The sequence below is a fragment of the Micromonospora sp. NPDC007271 genome (assembly GCF_040634005.1).
Taxonomy (GTDB): Bacteria; Actinomycetota; Actinomycetes; order Mycobacteriales; family Micromonosporaceae; genus Micromonospora.
Genome location: NZ_JBEYER010000018.1, coordinates 1 through 12312 on the forward strand (window position 1 = coordinate 1; position 12312 = coordinate 12312).

The following is a 12312-nucleotide window of genomic DNA, read 5'->3' on the forward strand; positions in this document are numbered from 1 at the left end:
CCCTGCCCGGCGAGGACTGGGCCGCCCGGTACGCCGACGCGGTGGCCGCCGCCGTCGCGCGGTGGGCGCCCTTCTCGTGGGTACGCGTTGACCCGCCGTGGCGCGGGCCCGCAGAACCCTCGTGCCGAACACCCCCGTCGATCACGAGAAGAACCCTGGCCCTGGCCCTGCCCTGAGCCCCGGCCCACGTCGCGAGCACCGGCGGCCGTTGCCAAGGGGCCCGTGCTCTACCGGAGGCGCCAAGAAGGGGCCCTTCCTTACAGGCGGTCGGTGGCGAGCAGGCGGTGGCCGGCGAAGGCGAGCAGCCAGCCGCCGCCCTTGGCCGTGGTGAAGTCGTCGGCCCGGCCGGTGAGGCGTTCCAGCAGGCCCGGGATCACCTTGCCCTGGCTGCACACCGCGACCGGGTCGCCGGCGGCGGCCAGCGCGGTCAGGCGGGCCGCGGCGGCGAGGACGCACTCGTCCGGCTGCTGGCCGGGCTTCGGCTCGTCCAGGTCGCCGGTCACCTCGATCGGCAGGTCCAGCAGGGCGGCTGCCGGATCGAGGGTCTGCACGCAGCGCCGGGCCGAGGCGGCGAGCAGGCGTACCGGGCGGACCAGGGCGACCAGGTCGGCCAGCGCCCGCGCCTGGGCCCAGCCCTGCGCGTCCAGCGGGCGGCCGGCGTCCGGGCCGGTCCAGGTGCCGCGCTGGCCGGCGTGCGCGTGCCGCACCAGCAGCACGGTGCCGGTCACCCGCGGCAGCGCCGCGAACGCGGCGATCACCTCGGCGTCGTGCGGGTAGCTGACCCGGCGTACCGCCTCGTCGACCCCGAGCCAGCACACCTCGTCCACCTCGGTGCCCGGCTGGAATCCGCCGCTCGCGGCGGCCCGCATCGACCAGTAGTCCACCGACTTCGGCCGGCCCTCGCTGCGGTAGCGGACCGTGGGCAGGCGCACCTGCGGCACGGCCCGGACGTCGGTCTCCTCGGCGACCTCACGGACGGCGGCCCGCAACGGGTGTTCCCCGGCGTCCAGCTTGCCCTTGGGCAGCGACCAGTCGTCGTACCGGGGGCGGTGCACCAGGCAGACCTCGACGCCGTCCGGCCCCGGACGCCAGGCCACCCCGCCCGCCGCCCGGATCCGCACCGGCTCGTCGTCCCTCATGCTGCTCACCGTAAGCCCGTCCGCGGCGCCCGCTCAGGCCGCCGTCCCGCCGACGCGGTGCAGCAGCAGATCCTGCAGGTGGGTCAGCGGCTCCTCCTCGGCGCCGGTACGCCGACTCCAACTGCCGTCCCCGGCCAGCTCGAACGCGTCCACCTCCGGGCTGAACGCGGCGCTCAGCACGTAGTCGAGTTCGGCCCGGGCCACCGGGTCGCCCACCTGCACCAGCGCCTCCACCCGACGGTCCAGGTTGCGGTGCATCAGGTCGGACGAGCCCATCCAGAACTCGGCGTCGCCGTTGTTGCCGAACCGGAAGATGCGCGAGTGCTCCAGGAACCGCCCGAGGATCGAGCGGACCCGGATGTTCTCCGACAGCCCCGGCACCCCGGGGCGCAGCGTGCACATGCCACGGATCAGCAGGTCGACGTGCACACCGGCCTGGGAGGCCCGGTAGAGGGCGTCGGTGATCTCCTCGTCCACCAGGGCGTTCACCTTGAACTGCACCAGGCCCGGCATGCCGAGCCGGACGTGCGTGATCTCCCGCTCGATCCGCTCGATCAGGCCGCTGCGGATGCCCTGCGGGGCGACCAGCAGCCGCCGGTACGCGGTCTGCCGGCTGTAGCCGGTGAGCACGTTGAACAGGTCGGTCAGGTCGGCGCCGATCTCCGGGTCGGCGGTGAGCATGCCGAAGTCCTCGTAGGTGCGGGCGGTCTTCGGGTGGTAGTTGCCGGTGCCGATGTGGCAGTAGCGGCGGATCTGGTTGCCCTCCTGGCGGACCACCAGGGCGGTCTTGCAGTGCGTCTTCAGGCCGACCAGGCCGTAGACGACGTGGCAGCCGGCGCGTTCCAGGGTGCGGGCCCAGCCGATGTTCGCCACCTCGTCGAAGCGCGCCTTCAGCTCGACCAGCACCACCACCTGCTTGCCGGCGGCGGCCGCTTCGACCAGCGCGTCCACGATGGGGGAGTCGCCGCTGGTGCGGTAGAGGGTCTGCTTGATGGCCAGCACGTTCGGGTCGGCGGCGGCCTGCTCGACGAAGCGCTGCACGCTGGTGGCGAACGAGTGGTAGGGGTGGTGCACCAGCACGTCGCCGTCCCGCAGCGTGGCGAAGACGCTGCGCGGCACCTCGCCCTCGGTGAGCCGGGGGTGGGTGGCCGGCACGAACGGCGGGTCCTTCAGCTCGGGGCGGTCGGCCTCGCCGTACACCTGCCACAGCGCCGAGAGGTCGAGCAGGCCGGGCACCCGCAGCACCTCCTGGTCGTGCATGTCCAGCTCGCGGACGAGCAGCTCCAGCATGTGGTCGGAGATCGAGGCGGCGACCTCCAGCCGGACCGGCGGGCCGAAGCGGCGCCGGGCCAGCTCCCGCTCGAGGGCCTGCAGCAGGTCCTCGTCGCGGTCCTCGTCCACCTCGACCTCGGCGTTGCGGGTGATCCGGAACAGGTGGCACTCCACCACCTGCATGCCGGAGAAGAGCTGCCCGAGGTGCACCGAGATGAGGTCCTCCACCGGGATGAACCGGATGCCGGGGGCGTCCCGGGCGACCCGGACGAAGCGGGGCACGTTGTTGGGCACCTTCACCCGGGCGAACAGCTCCGAACCGCCGTCGGGGTCGCGCACCGAGACGGCGAGGTTCAACGACCGACCCGAGATGTACGGGAACGGGTGCGCCGGGTCCACCGCGAGCGGGGTGAGCACCGGGAAGATGTGCTCCCGGAACCAGGTGCGCAGCCGCTCCCGCTCCGGGTCGTCCAGCTCGCTCCAGCGCAGGATCCGGATGTCCTCCTCGGCAAGCCGCGGCAACACGTCGTCGACGAAGCAGGCGGCGTGCCGGCTGACCAGGTCGGCGGCCTTCTCCGCGATGAGCTCGAGCTGGGTACGCAGCGGCAGCCGGTCGCCGCCGCGTACCGGCAGGCCGGCGGAGAGTCGGCGCTTCAGCCCGGCCACCCGCACCATGTAGAACTCGTCCAGGTTGCTCGCGAAGATGGCCAGGAACTTCGCCCGCTCCAGCAGCGGGGTCCGCGGATCCTCGGCCAGCGCCAGCACCCGGGCGTTGAAGTCGAGCCAGGAGAGTTCCCGGTTGAGGAACCGGTCCTCGGGCAGCGGCTGCGCCGCCGCACGTTCGGCGTACGGGCCCGGGCCCTCGACCGGGTCGAGCGACTCCTCCAGGCCGGCGGAGGCGGCCGCGACGTCCAGACCGGTCGGCTCGACGGCGAGGTCCTCCTCCGGCGCGCGCACCCGGCGGAACCGGCCGTCGGTGCCCCGGGGCCGGACGCCGTTGCGGGGCGCCTCCGGGGCGGGGAGGTGCTGGGTGCTCTCGGGCTGCTCGCGAGGGGTGCTCACCACCTCATGATTCCCCGATTCCGGTGAACGGAAAATGAACTCGGGGCAGGTTGCTCAGGCCATCGTCGGCAACGTCACGCGGACGATCTCACCCGCGGCGTCCCGTTCGATCCGCACCCGCTGCCCGAGCCGGAGCAGCCGCAGCCCGGAGGCGTCGAAGGCGCGGGCCGGGAAGGGCAGCTCGGTGCCGTCGTCGAGCAGCAGCACGCCGCTGCGGGTCGACGCGTCGTAGGTGGCCACCGTGCCCTGCATGCCAGCACCGTACCCGACGCCACCGGCGAGCAGGGCCGCCGTCCGTGGGCCCGGACCCAGCCGCGCGGCGGCGGCCAGGTCGGCGGCGGTGTCCACGTCCCGGCGCAGGGTGGGCCAGTCGCCGCGCAGCGGCAGCGCCCCGCTCGCCGCGTGCGCCGCCGCCGAGCCCACCCCGAACCGGGGGTCCAGCGACATCCCGGCCGGCGCGGCGAGCAGCACCGTGCCGCTGCCCGGCGCGTCGGCCACGAACCCGCGTACCCCGGACGGGCCGGCCGGGACGGCCCGGAGTGCCGCGGCCAGCTCGGCCGGACGCAGCGCCGGCAGGTCGGCGGTGAGCCCGGCCACCGCGGCGCGCGGGCCGGCGACCGCCGCGCCGTGCCGGAAGGCCGCGTTCAGCCCGGCGGCCGGGTCCGCCACCACCCGCGCGCCGGCCGCCGTCGCCTCCGCCGCCACCCGGGCGTCGTCGCTGACCACCAGGACCTCGCCGACGGCCGGGCAGGCGCGCACCGCCCGGACCGTGTCGGCCGCCAGGGCCAGCGCCAGCTCCTCATGGGGTACGGCGGGCAACGCGCCCCGCAGGCGGCTCTTCGCCGCCCCGAGGCGCTTCACCGGCACCACCACGGTCCAGGTCGGGTCGGGCACGTGACCATCCTGCCAGTCGGACGGCGGTACCCTCACTGGCCGGACCCAGGGCGAGCAGGCATGATTTCGTCGCGGGCGTGGCGCGTGGGTCGGGGCACTACGAGGAGGCAGGGTGGCACCGCGGAGGCTGGGATTCTGGCAGTGGCTGGCCGTGGTGCTGGTCAAGCCGGCGCTGACCGTGTGGACGCGGCGCACCTGGCGGGGCATGGAGCACCTGCGCCACCCGGGCGGCGTCATCATCGTGCCGAACCACGTCTCGCACGCCGATCCGCTGGTCGCCGCGCACTTCATCTACGACGCCGGGCGCTGGCCGCAGTACCTGGGCAAGGCGAGCCTGTTCCGGGTGCCGGTGCTCGGCTGGATCCTGCACCGGTGCAAGCAGATCCCGGTGGAACGCGGCACCGTCGAGGCGGCCAGGTCGCTCGACAAGCTGGCCGCCGCCCTGCGGGCGGGCGGCGCGGTGGTCATCTACCCGGAGGGCACCATCACCCGCGAGCCGGATCTCTGGCCGATGAAGGGCAAGACCGGGGCGGCCCGGCTGGCGCTGGCCACCGGCGCCCCGGTGATCCCGGTCGCCATGTGGGGGCCGGAGAAGCTGTTCGACCCACGCACCACCCGGCTCGGGCTGCGCCCGCGGATCCCGGTGACCGTGGTCGCCGGGCCGCCGGTCGACCTGAGCCGGTGGGCGGGCGCCACGCCGACCCGGGCCATCCTGGAGGAGATGAGCGACACCATCATGCTGCGGATCCGTGACATGGTCGCCGAGATCCGCGGCGGCACCCCACCCCCGCTGTGGGAGCGCCCCGCCCGAACCCCGAGGAACAGCCGCGAGGTGAAGGAATGAGCGAGGGGCATGTCGCGGTGCTGGGGGCCGGCTCGTGGGGGACGGCGTTCGCCAAGATCCTCGCGGACGCCGGCCGGGAGGTGACGATCCTGGCCCGCCGGCAGTCGGTGGCCGAGGCGATCCGCACCACGGGCTGCAATCCGGACTACCTGCCCGACGTGCGGCTGCCCGACCGGGTCACCGCCACCGGCGACGCCGAGGAGGCGATCGTCGGGGCGGAGGTGGTGGTGCTCTCCGTGCCGTCGCAGACGCTGCGCGGCAACCTCGCCGGGTGGACCCCGTACCTGCACCCCGACGCCACGCTGGTCTCCCTGATGAAGGGCATCGAGCTGGGCACCACCAAGCGGATGAGCCAGGTGATCATGGAGACCGCCGGGGTGCCGGCCGACCGGGTGGTGGTCGTCTCCGGGCCCAACCTGGCCCCGGAGATCGCCGCCGAGCAGCCCGCCGCGACCGTGGTCGCCGGCACCGACGGCCGGCGGGCCGCCCTGGTCCAGTCGTCGATCCGCACGCCGTACTTCCGTCCGTACACCAACGACGACGTGATCGGCTGCGAGCTGGGCGGGGCGGTGAAGAACGTGATCGCCCTGGCGTACGGGATCGCCACCGCGATGGGCTTCGGCGACAACACCCGGGCGATGCTGATGACCCGCGGCCTGGCCGAGACGGCCCGGCTGGGGGTGGCGCTCGGCGCCGACCCGATCACCTTCGCCGGCCTGGCCGGCATGGGCGACCTGGTGGCCTCGTGCTCCTCCCCGCTGGCCCGCAACCGCACCTTCGGCGAGCACCTGGGCCGGGGGGAGACCCTGGAACAGGCGCAGGCGGCCACCCGGCAGACCGCCGAGGGCGTGAAGAGCTGCCTGGCCATCCGCGACCTGGCCCGGGCACACGGCGTGGAGATGCCGATCACCGAGCAGATCGAGCGGATCTGCCACGAGGGGATGGACCCGCGGCTGGCCGTGGACGCCCTGATGAGCCGGACCGCGAAGCCCGAGTCGTACGAGTGAGGCGGCCATGAGCGAGCGGAGCGAGGTGGCCGCATGACCGACTGGGGTGACGGCACCCGCAGCGTGCACGCCGGGCTGCCGGCGCCGGCACCCGGGGATCCGTTCCTGCCCGGGCCGGTCTTCGCCGCGCCGTACCACCTCGACCCGTGGCAGGGGCCGGCGGCGACGCCCAACGGGTACGGCCGGCCGGACAACCCGACCCGCCGGCTGCTGGAGGCGGCGATCGGCGAACTGGAGGGCGGGGACTGTCGGGTCTTCGGCAGCGGCCAGGCGGCCATCACCGGGCTGCTGCTGGCGCTGCTGCGCCCCGGCGACACCGTGCTGCTGCCCGCCGACGGCTACTTCCCGGTGCGTGCCTTCGCCACCGACACCCTGGCCGGCATCGGCGTACGGGTCGGCTTCGTGCCGACCGCCGGGCCGTACCCGTCGTTCTCCGGCGTCCGGCTGGTGCTGCTGGAGACCCCGGCGAACCCGGGCCTGGACGTGGCCGACGTGTCCGCGCTGGCCGCCGCGGCCCACGCCGCCGGGGCCCTCGTCGCGGTCGACAACACCACCGCCACGCCGCTCGGGCAGCGCCCGCTGGACCTCGGCGCCGACGTGGTGGTCGCCTCCGGCACCAAGGCGCTCACCGGTCACTCCGACCTGCTCCTCGGGTACGTGGCGGCGCGCTCCGTCGAGCTGCTCGACCCGGTGACCGCCTGGCGGACCACCACCGGCGGGGTGCCCGGAGCCTTCGACTGCTGGCTGGCCCACCGTTCGCTGGCCACCCTGGACCTGCGGCTCGGGCGGCAGACCGCCAACGCCGAGGCGCTGGCCCGGCTGCTCGCCGGCCGGGCCGACGTCACCGGCCTGCGCTGGCCCGGGCGGCCGGAGGACCCGGCTCACCGGGTCGCCTCGGCACAGATGCGACGGATGCCCGGGGTGCTCTCGTTCGACCTGGGCGACGCCGACCGGGTGGCCCGGTTCCTCGACGCGTCCCGCCTGGTCGCCGCCGCCACCTCGTTCGGTGGCGTGCACACCACCGCCGATCGGCGGGCCCAGTGGGGCGACGACACCGCTCCCGGCTTCGTCCGGCTCTCCTGCGGCATCGAGGACGCCGCCGACCTGGTGGCGGACGTCGCCGCCGCGCTGGACGCCAGCACGGCCTGAGCCGGCCGGGGCGGCCCGACGCCGCCGGCTCCGCTATCGTGACGGGCAGTCACGGCCCGCGCGGGCCCCGACCGGAGGAGGTGAGACCGATCCACCAGATGAGGACCGGCGCTCCCTCCGAGTCCGCGTCGCCCCAGGGCTAGGCGACGCCGGGAGCGCCGACGAGCGCTCCCGAAAGGCATCTCATGGCACCATCCCCGCTGTCTTCTGACCGTCCCGCCCTCGTCGCCCGGCTGCGCGCCGCCGGGTGCGTCTACGCGGAGGACGAGGCGGACCTGCTGATCGCCGCCGCCGACACGGCCGAGGCGCTGGCCTGGCTGGCCGACCGTCGGGTCGCCGGCCTGCCGCTGGAGCACCTGCTCGGCTGGGCCGAGTTCTGCGGCCTGCGGGTCGCCGTCGATTCCGGGGTGTTCGTGCCCCGGGGGCGTACCGCCCTGCTGGTCTCCGCCGCCGCCGCGGTGGCCGGGCCGGCGCCCGCCGTGCTCGACCTCTGCTGCGGGTCCGGCGCCGCCGCGCTGGTGCTGCACGGCCGGCTCGCTCCCCGCTGGCTGGCCGCCGCCGACATCGACCCGGCCGCGGTGGCCTGCGCCCGGCGCAACCTCGCCCCGCTCGGCGTGCCCGTCTACCAGGGCGATCTGTTCGGGCCGATCCCGACCGAGTGGCGGGGCCGGCTCGACCTGGTGGTGGCGAACGCCCCGTACGTGCCGAGCGGCGCGGTGGCGATACTGCCGACGGAGGCGCGGTTGCACGAGGCGCCGGTGGCGCTGGACGGCGGCGTCGACGGGCTGGCCGTGCTGCGCCGGGTGGCCGCCGGGGCGGCCGAGTGGCTCGCCCCGGGTGGGCACCTGGCGGTGGAGATCAGCGCCGGGCAGGCCGAGGCGCTCTGCGGGCTGCTCACTGAGGCGGGCCTGGTGCCGCGCGTGGTGCACGACGACGACCTGGACGCCACGGCCGTCACCGCCCGCCGGCCGGCCTGAGCGCCGCGCCCGTCACTGCCTGCCGTGCGGCGATCGCGCCGTGACGGCGTGTCGTGCCCCGCGGCATGCTTCTGGCGGCGGATCCTCCCCGACCAGCACTCCGGCGACGCCGACGGCCGGTTGCGGAGGCGGGATCAGCCGCGCGGTGGCGCGCCGGAGAAGGCCGTCCAAGCGGCCGGGGCGAAGACCAGTACGGGGCCGGCGGGGTCCTTGGAGTCGCGAACCGCGACCGCCTCGGGCAGCAACGCCAGCTCGACGCACGCGCCCTCGTCGCCGCTGTGGCTGCTCTTGCGCCAGCCGTCGGCCGGCGGGCGGGGGCTGTTCGTGCCGTTCATGTTCTACCTCTCGTTCAGCAGGCGGAGGAGCTGGTCCCGGCTGGCCGCCGGGCTCAACGCCACGGTCCGCAGGTGCTCCATGATCTTGGTGCAGGTACGCAGGTCGCCCGGCCGGTCCAGGACCATCTGCCCGGCGACCGTCTCCACGGAGGCGATGATCGGGTCCTCCGGGTCGGCGAACTCCAGGATGTGCAGCGAACCCCGGGTGCCCCGGTGGTAGCCGGCCGCGAGTGGGATCACCTGCACGGTGATGTTGGGCAGCTCGCCCATCTTCAGCAGGTGCCGTAATTGGCCCTCCATCACGGACCGGTCACCGACCGGTCGCAGCAGCGCGCCCTCGTCGATGATGGCGTCGAGGATCGGCGGATCGTCGCCCGTGAGCCGCTGCTGCCGGTCGAGCCGCAGGTGGACCCGCTGCTCCACCTGTTCGTCACTGAGGGTGTGCGGGCCGCCGCGCATCACGCCGCGGACGTAGTCGGCGGTCTGGAGCAGGCCGGGCACCACCGAGGGTTCGAAGTTGGCGATCCCGGTCGCCTCCGCCTCCAGCGCGATGAAGTCGATGGTCCGGCGGTCCAGCAGGTACGAGTAGGAGACCCACCACCCGGGCTTGCGCGCGTCCTTGGCCAGTTGCACCGCCGCGGCGATCTCGTCCGGGCTCACCCCGTAGAGGGTGAGCAGGGCGCGCACGGTGGCCGGGCTGATCAGCGTCTGCGCGTTCTCGTAGCGGGACAGGGTGCTCCGGGTGCTGTTGATCTCGTCAGCCGCGGCCTCGAGGGTCAGGCCGGCGGCCTCCCGATGGGTACGCAGGGCGATGCCGAGCCGTCGGGCCCGGGCGGTCTTCGGCGCCATGCATCGATGGTCGCACATTGAACGGGAAGATGGGCATGAGAGAATGTCGATGAGAGTTGCATTCACGCGTGTCCACCTGTCAATCTGTGACCATGTCCTCACCGCCGGTTGTCGTGGCGACGGTGGTGGTGAGCGACCGGAGGGGATGGGGCGCGCGGTGATCGGGTTGTCTCCCCCCACGACCCGATCGCCGCGTGCCCGTACCGGCGTCGAGACCGGAAGGGGATCGCATGACGGCGACGAGCTGCCGCCCCCCGGACCGGGGTAGCGGGGCATGACCCGCTTCCTCGTGGTTCTCACCGACGTCCGGCCCCTCGACGGCGTGGCACGCAACGAGCGGACGAGCCCGGAGCGCCGCCGGCAGGTGGTCGGGGCGAGCAACCGGGAGGCGGCGGACCGGATCGCCGGCGCCTTCATGGCGCTGGGCATGGTCCGCGCCGGACGACAGCGGGTGAAGGTCATCGCCGTCGGGCGGCGCCCCCGCGAACCGGAGCACCTGAGCTGAATCCGCCCGCCCCGCGGACCCGGCAGGCCGAGGGCGGGTCGCCGGGCGGCCGGTGGCAGCTCCCGGTCCCGGCCGCCCGTCTCCCCGGGTATCGGTCACCCGCCCTCGCCACGCACAGTAAGGTCAACCGGGTGAGCGCCACCGGCGAGCACGGCCAGCCGCAGTCGCGACCGAAGAGGTGACCAGCAGTGACCACCCCAGGCAAGACCCGCGTGGCGATCGTCTTCGGCGGCCGTAGTCCCGAGCACGGCATCTCCTGCGTGAGCGCGGGCAGCGTGCTGGGCGCGCTCGACCCGGACGAGTTCGAGGTGGTGCCGGTCGGCATCACCCGGCAGGGCCAGTGGGTGCTGGCCAGCGGCGACCCGGGTCAGCTGTCGATCCAGGACCGCAGGCTGCCGGAGATCACCGCCAGCTCCGGCGCCGAGCTGGTGCTGCGTGCGGACCCGGCGGCGGGTGGCCTCCTGGTGCTCGACCCCACGCAGGGTCCCCGGGCCCTCGCGGACGTGGACGTGGTCTTCCCGGTGCTGCACGGTGCGTACGGCGAGGACGGCACGATCCAGGGGATGCTGGAGATGGCCGACATCCCGTACGTCGGGGCGAACGTCTTCGCCTCCGCCGCCGCCATGGACAAGGAGTTCACCAAGAAGCTCTGCGCCGTCGAGGGCATCCCGGTCGGCCCGTACGTGGTGCTGCGCAACGGGATGACCATGACCGAGGAGGACAAGGAGCGGCTGGGCCTGCCGGTGTTCGTCAAGCCGTCCCGGGCCGGTTCCTCCTTCGGCATCACCAAGGTCGACGACTGGTCCCAGCTCGACGCGGCGGTCGCCACCGCCCGCGAGATCGACACCAAGGTGCTGGTCGAGGGCGCCGTCGTCGGCCGCGAGATCGAGTGCGGCGTGCTGGAGGGCGAGGCCGGCGGTGCCCCCGAGGCGTCGGTGCTGGCCGAGGTGCGGGTGATCTCCGGCCACGACTGGTACGACTTCGAGGCGAAGTACATCGACGACGCCTGCGAGTACGACATCCCGGCGAACCTGCCCGAGCAGGTCACCCGCCAGGTGCAGGAGTACGCCACCCGGGCCTTCACCGCCCTGGACTGCTCCGGCCTGGCCCGGGTCGACTTCTTCGTCACCCCCGAGCTGGACGTCTACCTCAACGAGATCAACACCATGCCGGGCTTCACCCCGACGTCGATGTTCCCGCGCATGTGGGCGGCCAGCGGCCTGGAGTATCCGAAGCTGGTCAACCGCCTCATCCGTACCGCCCTCCGCCGCGCCGGCCGCTGAACCCCGGCCCGAGCGGGCCAGGGGCGGAGCGGATCAGGCGGTGCAGCCGGAGGGGGCGGTCTCGGCCGAGGGGACCGTGGCCACGATCGTGTCGGAGATCGAGGTGACCCACTTGAGCGGCTGCTCGTACGTCTTGGGGAGCCGGACCCGGACGGGGACCTCCCGGTCGACGGCGGTCAGCACGGCGCCGTCGGCCTGCTCCACCGTGTACCAGCAGACCCCGTTGACCCGCCACACGTGGCCGGTCGCCGAGATGCAGCCGTCGGCCGGTTGATCGGTCGATGCGCCCGGGGCGGGCGAGGGGCACAGCTCAAGCCGCGGGGTGCCGCCGCAGGCCACGGTCAGCGCCGGGTCGCCGTAGGCGGCGTTCTGCTCGGCGCCGGCGGTGACCGGCCGCTGCTGCAGGTCACGGACGCTCGCCGGGAGCTGGGACATCAGGGCGCGGCACACCGTCGCCGGCCGCTCGGCCAGGGGCGGGGCCGGCATCTCGACCGGGGTGGTCGACTGCGGCCGGACGGCGGTCGCCGACGCGCTCGGCGTGGCGGCCGGCTCCTCGGGGGAGAGTTTGGCGAAGGTGAACCCGGCGACCGCCACGGTGACCGGCACCGCGATCAGCGTCGCCCAGAGCGCCGCGCTGCGGGTGGAGCGGTCGCGGCGCGGGGTCGGCTCGTCCGGGGCGGGGGAGGGGGTGATCTCGTCCACTACAGGCGTACCACCGAACACGTGAGGGTGCGGGTGATGCCGGGCACCATCTGCACCTTGCTGACGATGAGTTTGCCGAGTTCGTCGACGGTGTTCGCCTCGGTGAGCACGACCACGTCGTACGGCCCGGTGACGGCGTCGACCCGCACCACGCCGGCAAGGTCCGCGATCTGACCGGCCACGTCACGCGCCCGACCGACCTCGGTCTGGATGAGGATGTACGCCTGTACCACGACTCGACCTCCGTCCGTCGCCGCCTGGGGCGACCCGAAGGGTGAAACTACCCTACGGAGC

General features: G+C 74.2%; 13 protein-coding genes and 1 pseudogene. 6 read left to right on the top strand and 8 right to left on the bottom strand.

The genetic code is table 11. The features are described from left to right. Positions 1-257 precede the first annotated feature (257 nt). From ABZ570_RS09140 to cofC, 4 genes and pseudogenes are all read right to left on the bottom strand, one after another. Positions 258-1139 (bottom strand): NUDIX hydrolase, encoded by an 882-nt coding sequence (locus ABZ570_RS09140; RefSeq protein ID WP_358059277.1) that lies wholly within the window; start codon positions 1137-1139, stop codon positions 258-260. A gap of 33 nt (positions 1140-1172) precedes the next feature. Beyond that, a complete protein-coding gene (locus ABZ570_RS09145; protein WP_358059280.1) occupies positions 1173-3473 on the bottom strand; it encodes an RNA degradosome polyphosphate kinase in 2301 nt (766 codons plus the stop codon). A gap of 54 nt (positions 3474-3527) precedes the next feature. Beyond that, positions 3528-3725: a nucleolar protein 16 gene (locus tag ABZ570_RS09150; protein WP_244162162.1), complete on the bottom strand. Its 198-nt coding sequence runs from the start codon at positions 3723-3725 to the stop codon at positions 3528-3530. Positions 3726-3746: 21 nt separating this feature from the next. Continuing rightward, positions 3747-4367 (bottom strand): annotated as a pseudogene (gene cofC, locus ABZ570_RS09155) (2-phospho-L-lactate guanylyltransferase); the annotation flags it as partial. A 112-nt stretch (positions 4368-4479) separates the two neighbouring features. Here cofC and ABZ570_RS09160 point away from each other — a divergent pair. From ABZ570_RS09160 to ABZ570_RS09175, 4 genes are all read left to right on the top strand, one after another. Further along, a complete protein-coding gene (locus ABZ570_RS09160; protein ID WP_358059283.1) occupies positions 4480-5211 on the top strand; it encodes a lysophospholipid acyltransferase family protein in 732 nt (243 codons plus the stop codon). Then, the gene (locus ABZ570_RS09165) at positions 5208-6218 is read left to right on the top strand and encodes an NAD(P)H-dependent glycerol-3-phosphate dehydrogenase (protein ID WP_358059286.1); all 1011 of its coding nucleotides are present in this window, start codon (positions 5208-5210) and stop codon (positions 6216-6218) included. Before ABZ570_RS09160 ends, ABZ570_RS09165 begins: the two co-directional genes overlap by 4 nt. A 33-nt stretch (positions 6219-6251) precedes the next feature. Continuing rightward, complete coding sequence (locus ABZ570_RS09170; RefSeq protein WP_358059289.1) at positions 6252-7367, top strand: cystathionine gamma-lyase; 1116 nt, start codon at positions 6252-6254, stop codon at positions 7365-7367. A 185-nt stretch (positions 7368-7552) separates the two neighbouring features. Then, complete coding sequence (locus tag ABZ570_RS09175) at positions 7553-8344, top strand: putative protein N(5)-glutamine methyltransferase (protein ID WP_358059292.1); 792 nt, start codon at positions 7553-7555, stop codon at positions 8342-8344. A 134-nt stretch (positions 8345-8478) separates the two neighbouring features. Here ABZ570_RS09175 and ABZ570_RS09180 read toward each other — a convergent pair whose 3' ends face one another. Together ABZ570_RS09180 and ABZ570_RS09185 are read right to left on the bottom strand one after the other, a co-directional pair. Then, positions 8479-8679, bottom strand: coding sequence for a DUF397 domain-containing protein (locus ABZ570_RS09180; RefSeq protein ID WP_358059295.1), 201 nt, complete (start codon positions 8677-8679; stop codon positions 8479-8481). Positions 8680-8682: 3 nt separating this feature from the next. Continuing rightward, positions 8683-9528, bottom strand: a complete 846-nt coding sequence (locus ABZ570_RS09185) for a helix-turn-helix transcriptional regulator (RefSeq protein ID WP_358059298.1) — start codon at positions 9526-9528, stop codon at positions 8683-8685. Positions 9529-9802: 274 nt separating this feature from the next. On the opposite strand from ABZ570_RS09185, the gene ABZ570_RS09190 reads away from it, so the two are divergent. Beyond that, positions 9803-10033, top strand: coding sequence for a hypothetical protein (locus ABZ570_RS09190; protein ID WP_358059301.1), 231 nt, complete (start codon positions 9803-9805; stop codon positions 10031-10033). Between the two features lie 188 nt (positions 10034-10221). Beyond that, on the top strand, positions 10222-11316 hold the full coding sequence (locus tag ABZ570_RS09195) for a D-alanine--D-alanine ligase family protein (RefSeq protein ID WP_358059304.1): 1095 nt from the start codon (positions 10222-10224) through the stop codon (positions 11314-11316). Between the two features lie 33 nt (positions 11317-11349). Here the strand turns inward: ABZ570_RS09195 and ABZ570_RS09200 are convergent, their stop codons facing one another. Further along, positions 11350-12018 (bottom strand): DUF3515 family protein, encoded by a 669-nt coding sequence (locus tag ABZ570_RS09200; RefSeq protein ID WP_358059307.1) that lies wholly within the window; start codon positions 12016-12018, stop codon positions 11350-11352. Then, positions 12018-12251, bottom strand: coding sequence for an Lrp/AsnC ligand binding domain-containing protein (locus tag ABZ570_RS09205; protein ID WP_018786298.1), 234 nt, complete (start codon positions 12249-12251; stop codon positions 12018-12020). Before ABZ570_RS09205 ends, ABZ570_RS09200 begins: the two co-directional genes overlap by 1 nt. Positions 12252-12312 lie beyond the last annotated feature (61 nt).